Below are 7,860 nucleotides of genomic sequence, written 5' to 3'. Positions count from 1 at the left end.
AGCAATCGTTGGTTACATCTTTGATTTCTCGCGGAGTAACTTATGATGCTGATAATCTTTTTGACTATCAGTCTGAGTCACAAGCACCCACACGAATTGCTTGATTCAATTGTTAAAGAGCGGTTGGTTGATTCTTTCGTCTCAACCGAGGCGCGCATTCTACGCTTTCCTCAGAGTCTGTCAAGCGTTTATTTTGAAGTTTTTCAGAGAATCTCTAACAACTTCAACCACTTGACTCGCTTCGATCTCTCGTTAGCGGGAGGCGAATTATAAGGAGATCTGTAGTGGCGTCAAGCGTTGATTTCACATAAATGCCATATAGATCAAAAGCATCCCTGCAGGCGACCGGATCAAGGCCACCAGGTGCATGCCGGGGATCTTCAAGCCTCACCACATCGAGCGCCGCCCGCGCGGCGCGACCCGGCCTCCGGCCGGTGCTACATGCCAGTTGCACCCACATAGATGTGCAGTGAACACACCAGGCGATCCCGGTGCCAGCGATCGGCCTGAATTGCGCAATATATTGCCCAAACCCCATTTCCCCCCCATCATGCTCACACCTGATCCCTTCTTCTATATAGACGGACCCCCTGCGCGATGAACAACAAGACCCGCAGCCTGGCTTCCTCGCTGTTTCCCATCGGCCTGCTGCTGATTGCCATGGCTTCCATCCAGTCCGGCGCTTCGCTGGCCAAGAGCATGTTCCCGGTCATCGGCGCACAAGGCACCACAACCCTGCGGCTGATATTCGCCGCGGTGATCATGGTGCTGCTATTGCGCCCCTGGCGCGCCACGCTCACGGCGCGCTCGCTGCTGACCGTGGTTATCTATGGCATCTCCCTGGGCGGCATGAACTTCCTCTTTTATATGGCGTTGCGCAGCGTGCCGCTGGGCATCGCCGTGGCGCTGGAGTTCACCGGGCCGTTGGCAGTGGCGCTGTATGCGTCGCGCAAGCCGCTGGACTTTGTGTGGATTGCCCTGGCTGTAGTGGGCCTTGTCCTGCTGATCCCCATGGGCGATGCCAAGGCCGGTATCGACCTGACTGGCGCGGCGTACGCCTTGGGCGCCGGTGCCTGCTGGGCGCTGTATATCCTGTTCGGGCAGAAGGCCGGCAATGACAACGGCATTCAGACCGCCGCGCTGGGTGTGGTGATCGCCGCGCTGTTCATTGCCCCCATCGGCATCGTGCATGCCGGCACCGCCCTGCTCTCCCCCGCCCTGCTGCCAGTAGCACTGGGGGTGGCGGTGCTGTCGACCGCCCTGCCCTACAGCCTGGAGATGGTGGCGCTTACCCGCCTGCCCGCGCGCACCTTTGGCACGCTGATGAGCATCGAACCGGCGTTCGGCGCCCTGTCCGGCCTGCTGTTCCTGCACGAGGTGCTGTCGCTGGCCCAATGGCTGGCGATTGCCGCGATCATTACCGCCTCTGTCGGCGCTACGTTGACACTGCAACGCGAACCACACCCGACCCCGGTGGCGGATTGAATTGAAAATCGATACAGAAAAGTCGACATTGGCAATTGCGGCAAAGGGCCAGCCCCTTTAGGCTGTAACCCTTCGTCAAACTTGAAGTTTTTCGACCGTGACAAGGATGTCCCAAGCGGATCAGGTGATAAGCCGATACTCAGACCTGGGCACAAGATCCGGGCATGCCACTAAGGACATCAATGAAACATTTGCTGATCATGGCAGCGATCCTGGCAATCGCCGGTTGCGCTGCCACTTCGCACACCACCGTCAAGCACGGCAGGAAGGGGTTGCACATCAACTGCTCGGGGCTGTCCTCGTCATGGGACAAATGCACCCAGGCCGCCACCGACGCCTGCGGCACCAAGGGTTATAAAGTGCTGGCCAAATCCGGCGACGCCGTTGAAGACCCGGGCGACTACCCGTTCGGCCTCAACCCTGCCGGCTACACCAGCCGCAGCATGATCGTGCTCTGCAAGTAGCCCTGCAAAATAGCGGATTCACCCTTCAGAAAGGGCCGGCCACTGGTTGCCGGCCCGCCAGTACCCGCCTAGGCTAGTTCCCTCGACACTCGAAGGAACAGCCCCATGGTTTCTGCTCCCGATAACAACAAGGTCGTGCTGGTGATCGGCGCCGGCGACGCGACCGGTGGCGCCATTGCCCGTCGGTTTGCCCGTGAGGGCTACATCGCCTGCGTGGTACGCCGCAGCGCTGAAAAACTGCAACCCCTGGTAGACACCATCCTTGCAGAAGGTGGCCAAGCCATCGGTTTTGCCTGTGATGCGCGCAAGGAAGAAGAGGTCATTGACCTTGTGGCCCGCATTGAACGCGACGTTGGCGTGATAGACGCCTACGTGTTCAACATCGGCGCCAACGTGCCCTGCAGCATCCTCGATGAAACCGCGCGCAAATACTTCAAGATCTGGGAGATGGCCTGTTTCTCGGCGTTTCTCACTGCACGCGAAGTGGCCAAGCGCATGGTCACCCGCAAACGCGGCACCCTGCTGTTCACCGGCGCCACCGCCGGCACCCGTGGGGCGGCCGGGTTCGCCGCCTTCGCCGGGGCCAAGCATGCGCTGCGCGCCCTGGCCCAAAGCATGGCCCGTGAGCTGGGCCCGATGAACCTGCACGTGGCCCATGTGATTGTCGACGGCGCCATCGACACCGAATTCATCCGCACCCAGTTCCCGGAAAAGTATGCCGAGAAAGACCAGGACGGTATCCTCAACCCCGACCACATCGCCGACAACTACTGGTTCCTGCACACCCAACCACGGGATGCCTGGACCTTCGAACTGGACCTGCGCCCCTGGGGCGAACGCTGGTAACCCACCCACGACTTACCGGGAGCCACCTCCATGAGCAAGACCGTTGAGTTCTATTTCGACCTGGGCAGCCCCGCCAGTTACCTGGCATGGACGCAACTGCCAACCTTGTGCGCCGACACCGGCGGCCAGCTTGTGTACCGGCCCATGCTGCTGGGCGGTGTATTCAAGGCCACCGGCAATGCCTCGCCCGCCAGCATTCCGGCCAAGGGCCGCTACATGAACCGCGACCTGCAGCGCTATGCCGAGCGCTACCAGGTGCCACTGCGCTTCAGCGCCCATTTCCCCATCAATACCCTGCCGCTGATGCGCATGGTCACTGGCGTGCAGATGCGCCAGCCCGAGCGTTTCATCAGCCTGTTGGATTGCCTGTTCTCGGCGCTGTGGGTGCGCGGCCTGGACCTGGGGGATCCGGCGGTGGTGCAGGAAGTGCTGGAGGCCGATGGTTTCGACAGCCAGGCGTTGCAGGCGCTGGTGCTGGACGAGGCGGTGAAGGAGCAGCTCAAGGACACCACCGAGCAGGCGCTGCAGCGGGGGGTGTTTGGTGCGCCCAGCCTGTTCGTTGACGATGAGTTGTACTTTGGCCAGGACCGGCTGGAGTTTGTGCGCGAGGCGTTGCTGCGCACCTGATACCGGGGCGGCTGGGGACGCGGCCTTTGGCCGCTGCTACGGGTTCTGCGTAGCAGCTGCCGCAGGCTGCGTCAAACGGCTGCGGTACGGGTTTGCAACCACGCCAGCGCCGCGCCTTGCACCAATGGCGCCACGCGCTCCAGCACCTGGCGGTGGTAGGCGTTCAGCCAGTCACGCTCCTCGGCTGTCAGCTTCTCCACCAGCAGGCAACGGGTGTCGATCGGGCACAGGGTCAGTGTCTCGAATTTGAGGAAATCACCGAACTCGCTGCTGCCTGCCTCCTGGTTCATTGCCAGGTTCTCGATGCGCACGCCCCACTGCCCCGGGCGGTAGGTGCCCGGCTCGATGGAGGTGATCATGCCAGCCTGCATGGCCGTCTGCGGACCAGGCGCCGCCTGGTAGGCGATGACCTGCGGGCCTTCGTGCACATTCATGAAGTAGCCCACGCCGTGGCCGGTGCCGTGACCGTAGTCGACGTTGTCGGCCCAGATGGGTGCCCGGGCGATGGCGTCCAGCAACGGCGACAGGATGCCCTTGGGGAAGTGCGCGCGCGACAAGGCAATGACGCCCTTGAGCACCCGCGTGCAATCCGCCTTTTGCGCAGCGGTAGGCGTGCCGACCGGCACCATGCGGGTAATGTCGGTGGTGCCACCCAGGTATTGGCCGCCGGAGTCGATCAGCAGCAGGCCGTCACCCTGGATGACGGCGTGGGATTCGTCCGTGGCGCGGTAGTGCGGCATGGCACCGTTGGCGTTGAACGCGGCAATGGTGGCGAAGCTCAGCGAAACATAGTTCGGGCGGCGGGCACGGGCGGCGGTGAGGTGGGTATCGACATCCACTTCAGTGACCGAGCCCTGGGCCAGCGCCGGTTCCAGCCAGGCGAAAAACTCGCACAGGGCGGCGCCGTCCTGCTCCATGGCCTGGCGAATGTGCACCGCATCGGCTTCGGTCTTGCGCGACTTGGCGAAGGTGCTTGGCGCAATGCCTTCCACCAGCACCACGTCGGCGCCCAGGTTGTCGAGCAGGCCGCATGTCACCTTCAGCGGGTCGACCAGCAGGCGCGCGCCCGCCGGCACTTCGGCCAGGGCGCCGTCGACCGCGTGGTAGTCACGCAAGGTCACGCCGTCGGCGGCCAGGGTGCGCGCCAGCTCGGCGTCGACCTTGCCCGCACCGACAAACAGCAGCGCCTGGTCCTGACTGATCAGGGCGAAGGACAGGAACACCGGGTTGTAGGAAACGTCACTACCGCGCAGGTTGAACAGCCAGGCGATATCGTCGACGGTGGCGATGAAATGCCAGTCGGCGCCGCGCTCCTTCAAGGCGGCACGCACGCCAGCCAGTTTATCCGTGCGCGCCACCGTGGCGTAGGGCGGCAGGTGCGCGTACACCGGGGCATCCGGCAGCGCTTCGCGGTCGTGCCAGATCTCACCCAGCAGGTCGCTGTCGATGCGCAGGGTAGCGCCGCGGCTGCGCAGCTTTTCATCCAGGGTGCGGCGCGAGGCCAGGGCCAGCACCGCACCGTCCACGGCCACGGTGCCGTTGTCGGGGGTGTTGTCGGCCAGCCACTCCAGTGGCCCCGGCTTGCCCGGCCCCAGCTTCACCAGCTCGATGCCGCTGCCGGCCAGTTCCTTCTCGGCCTGCTCCCAGTAACGGCTGTCGGCCCACAGGCCGGCAAATTGCTGGCTAACCACCAGGGTGCCGACCGAACCGTGGAAACCGGACAGCCATTGGCGCCCCTGCCAATAGCCGGGCAGGTACTCGGACAGGTGCGGGTCGGCGGACGGCACCAGCAGTGCATCGACGCCTTCGCGGGCCATCACGGCGCGGATTTGCGCCAGGCGGGCTGGCACCTGGTTATGGGTTGAAGACTGCGTGCTCATGCTCACTCCTGCGGCCACGGTGTTCATCATTATAAGAAGCCGATAATGAAGCAGCGCCGGCTGGGGGGCAACCGTGGCGCTGCTTGCCACATGTGTCCGGTTGTTCGCCGAACAACAGTGGTTCCACATAACCCGGCAATTTCAACAGCCGCCTTGCCGGTGCCAGCCGCCATCCCCGCGAAAACCCGCCCCAAACGAATTGGCATAAAAAATGCCATTCACCTATCAAGCATGACTATACGAATAGAAAGCTGAAGCCCAATCATCTATTCAGCAGGACGACTTTTTATGCACTCAGTTTCACGGGGAGAATGGCAGGCACTGGCCCGGGCGGTTCGACTGGCCACGGTGGGCCTCAGTTCGGCGATGCTGTTCGCCAACACGGCGTGCGCCGACGACGCCACCGCCACGCCGCAACTCAAGACCGTCACCGTCGAGGTGCAAAAACAGACAGCGGTGGAAGCAGCCAAAAGCCAGTTGAGCGAAGTGCCCGGCGGCACCAGCGTGGTCGACAGCGAAGAAGTCGCCAAGGGCCGTACCGCAACCCTGCAGGACACCCTCGCCTACCAGCCTGGCGTGTTCGCGCAATCCACCGGCGGCACCGATGCAGCGAAAATCTCCATTCGCGGCTCGGGCGCCAACACCTCACCAGGCTATTTCCGCGAGGGCATCAAGTTTCTCTTCGACGGCCTGCCCATCACCGGCCCTGGCGGCACACCTTATGAGCTGCTGGGCGGCGCGGGGGTGAACTACACCGAGATTCTGCGCGGCGCCAACGCCTTCCAGTACGGGGCGCTGAGCCTGGGCGGGGCAATCAACTTCGTCAACCAGACCGGCTACACCGCCCCGGGCCTGCGCGTGCGCGCGGAAACCGGCAGCTACGGTTACAACAAGCAGAGCGCCAGCTACGGGGGTGTCGAAGGGCCTCTGGACTACTACATCAACGTCGACAACTACCGCAACGACGGCTACCGCGACTACAGCCTGGCCAAGAGCCAGGGCGTGGTAGCCAACTTCGGCTACCAGATCAACCCGAACCTGAAAACCGAGTTACTGCTGCGCTACCGCGACGAATTCCACGACGACCCCAGCCCCACCACCCTTTCCCAGGTATTGCACCACCCCTCCCAGGCCAGCGCGACGGCGGCCTCCAGCGGCGCCGGCAGCCGCCGCCCGGGCAGCCTGTGGGCCGGCAGCAAGACCACCTACACCTTCGACGACGACTCGACCCTGGCGGTGGGCTTCACCTATTACAAGTACAACCACAACAACAACCCGAACAGCCCGACCAACCCCAGCTACTGGCAGTGGACCGACCTGAGCGCGCTGATCGACTACGAGCGCAGCGACGAGCTGTTGGGGCACCAGACCCGTTCCAGCCTGTCGTTCACCACCACCGACCACATCAAGGGGCAGGTCGACTCCACATTCGCCAACAAGGCCAGCCGCAAGTTCGTCGACTACAACGGCTCGTTCGACCGTGTATTCGCGCTGGGCAACGACCTGGAATTGACCGATGGCCTGTGGCTGACCACCGGTTTGTCGGCCATCAACGTCAAGCGCGACGTCGAGGTGAAATCCTCGCTGGTGGCCAACACCAGCGAATACCCAGGCTCGGTCGACTACAACAACTGGAGCCTTGCCCCGCGCATCGGCCTGCGCTACGAACTGACCCCGCAACTGCAGGTGTTCGCCAACGTCAGCCGTTCCATCGACCCGCCGGCGGATTGGGAATACGCGGGTTCGGGCCCCACCCAGCCTTATGTGCGCCCACTGGTGGAGCAGAAAGCCAACACCGTGGAATTCGGCATCAAGGGCTCGTCCGGGCCCTTCGATGGCAGCTTGACCTTCTACCGCTCCTGGCTGCGTGATGAGCTGCTGAACGTGCAACTGATCGCCGCCACCTCCACCGCCGCTGCGGTCACCGGTGCCTTCAACGCCTCGCCCACTATCCACCAGGGCATCGAGGCGGGCCTCAACACCCAGCTGTGGCAAGGCGCCAACGGCGACAAGGTCAACTTCCGCCAGGTGTACACCTACAGCGACTTCCACTACCGCCACGACGCCACCTTCGGCGACAACCAGCTGCCGGGCATACCCAAGCACGTGTACCAGGGCGAGCTGCAATACCAGCAACCCAGCGGGTTCTATACCGGCGTCAACGTGCAATCGAGCTCGCGCACGGCGGTGGACTACGCCAATACCTTCTATGCGCCTTCCTACACGATTTACGGCGCCAACGTCGGCTACGAGGCCCCCAGCAAAAAGTGGAAGGTCTCGCTGGACCTGAAGAACCTGACCGACAAGAAGTACGTCACGGCGGTGCAGCCGGCGTACAACGTGCAGGGCCAGGACACCGCGGCGCTGTACCCCGGCGACGGGATTGGCGCGTACGTGGGGGTGGAATACCGCTACTGAGTTCAGGACGCGGCCTACGGCCGCTGCTACCGCTTCCCGTAGCAGCTGCCGAAGGCTGCGTCCTTCCACGCCTGCCTCGGTTGAACTATCTCCCCACCCCACCATTCAAACACAGCAAAGACCGCCCGCCCCACTCCACG

General features: G+C 63.2%; 6 protein-coding genes. 5 read left to right on the top strand and 1 reads right to left on the bottom strand.

Annotated features, from left to right (window positions below; translation table 11 throughout):
• Positions 1–597: 597 nt before the first annotated feature.
• From rhtA to AC0SZ7_RS24395, 4 genes are all read left to right on the top strand, one after another.
• A complete protein-coding gene (gene rhtA, locus AC0SZ7_RS24410) occupies positions 598–1,485 on the top strand; it encodes a threonine/homoserine exporter RhtA (RefSeq protein WP_475506780.1) in 888 nt (295 codons plus the stop codon).
• Between the two features lie 182 nt (positions 1,486–1,667).
• Positions 1,668–1,949 (top strand): hypothetical protein, encoded by a 282-nt coding sequence (locus AC0SZ7_RS24405; protein ID WP_475506779.1) that lies wholly within the window; start codon positions 1,668–1,670, stop codon positions 1,947–1,949.
• A gap of 105 nt (positions 1,950–2,054) precedes the next feature.
• Positions 2,055–2,795, top strand: coding sequence for an SDR family oxidoreductase (locus AC0SZ7_RS24400; protein ID WP_475506778.1), 741 nt, complete (start codon positions 2,055–2,057; stop codon positions 2,793–2,795).
• 30 nt (positions 2,796–2,825) lie between these two features.
• On the top strand, positions 2,826–3,422 hold the full coding sequence (locus tag AC0SZ7_RS24395) for a 2-hydroxychromene-2-carboxylate isomerase (protein WP_475506777.1): 597 nt from the start codon (positions 2,826–2,828) through the stop codon (positions 3,420–3,422).
• A 71-nt stretch (positions 3,423–3,493) separates the two neighbouring features.
• Here the strand turns inward: AC0SZ7_RS24395 and AC0SZ7_RS24390 are convergent, their stop codons facing one another.
• Entirely contained in the window at positions 3,494–5,302 is a 1,809-nt protein-coding gene (locus AC0SZ7_RS24390) for an aminopeptidase P family protein (RefSeq protein ID WP_475506776.1), read from the bottom strand.
• Positions 5,303–5,590: 288 nt separating this feature from the next.
• Here AC0SZ7_RS24390 and AC0SZ7_RS24385 point away from each other — a divergent pair, with 288 nt between their 5' ends.
• Positions 5,591–7,720, top strand: a complete 2,130-nt coding sequence (locus AC0SZ7_RS24385; RefSeq protein ID WP_475506775.1) for a TonB-dependent receptor family protein — start codon at positions 5,591–5,593, stop codon at positions 7,718–7,720.
• Positions 7,721–7,860: the final 140 nt, after the last annotated feature.

This window comes from Pseudomonas sp. JC1203, assembly GCF_056175065.1.
Note: the sequence above shows the minus strand (reverse complement) of the source record. Positions and strands in the feature narration are given on the sequence as shown.